The sequence below is a fragment of the Pseudomonas sp. EA_65y_Pfl1_P113 genome, assembly GCF_963970525.1.
In the GTDB taxonomy this organism is placed as follows: domain Bacteria; phylum Pseudomonadota; class Gammaproteobacteria; order Pseudomonadales; family Pseudomonadaceae; genus Aquipseudomonas; species Aquipseudomonas tritici.
The window spans coordinates 1-618 of the sequence record NZ_CAXAQM010000230.1; the positions used below are offsets into that span (position 1 = coordinate 1).

At 63.8% G+C, this 618-nt stretch carries 2 protein-coding genes; both read left to right on the top strand.

The genetic code is table 11. From position 1 onward, the window contains the following. Positions 1 to 148: 148 nt before the first annotated feature. Positions 149 to 502, top strand: coding sequence for a helix-turn-helix domain-containing protein (locus tag AACY52_RS29300; protein WP_339561217.1), 354 nt, complete (start codon positions 149 to 151; stop codon positions 500 to 502). Then, positions 441 to 618, top strand: a 178-nt coding sequence (locus AACY52_RS32450; RefSeq protein WP_370468065.1) for a helix-turn-helix domain-containing protein, incomplete at its 3' end; no start/stop codon positions are given. The genes AACY52_RS29300 and AACY52_RS32450, both read left to right, overlap by 62 nt.

Genomic DNA, 618 nt, shown 5'->3' on the forward strand with positions numbered 1-618 from the left:
CCGTTAGATGGGCAGCGTCGCCAAACGCTGACCGGTCACTTGATAGACCTCCTATCTAGCCATTTCCGACGGAAGGTTCAAGGGAGCGCGATTCGCGCCACGCACGAGTTTTGCCTGCTGACGGTCCCTCCACTCGAGGGGGCGAACGATGACCTATACCCAAACCGCTTTCACGGGCCGCACCGGCGCGCGGCCGATCACGGCGCTGACACGCGAGCTCACCCGCCGGATGAAGGTCGTCGATGCGACTGGCATCCAGGTCTCCAAACAGGATGCGCGCAGGGCCGTGAAGGCGCTGAAAGGCGCGATTGGTGTCAGCAACGGCGCAATCGAGACGCTGATGGACCTCGTGCAGCTCACCTGGGAGGCCGACTGGACGGATGATCGCCCGCTGGTCGTCTGGCCAAGCAACCAACATCTAGCCGAAGGTCAGGAAGACCGTGGCCTGCATCAAGGCACGGCTGCGCGAGCTGCGCGCTGCCGGCCTTATTCTCGGCCATGACAGCGCATCGGGACGGCGGAGTGGTTTCCGGAACCGTGACGGCGTTATCGTCGAGGCCTACGGTCTCGATCTGTCACCGATCCGACTGCGCTATGCCGAACTGAAGGACGCCGGCG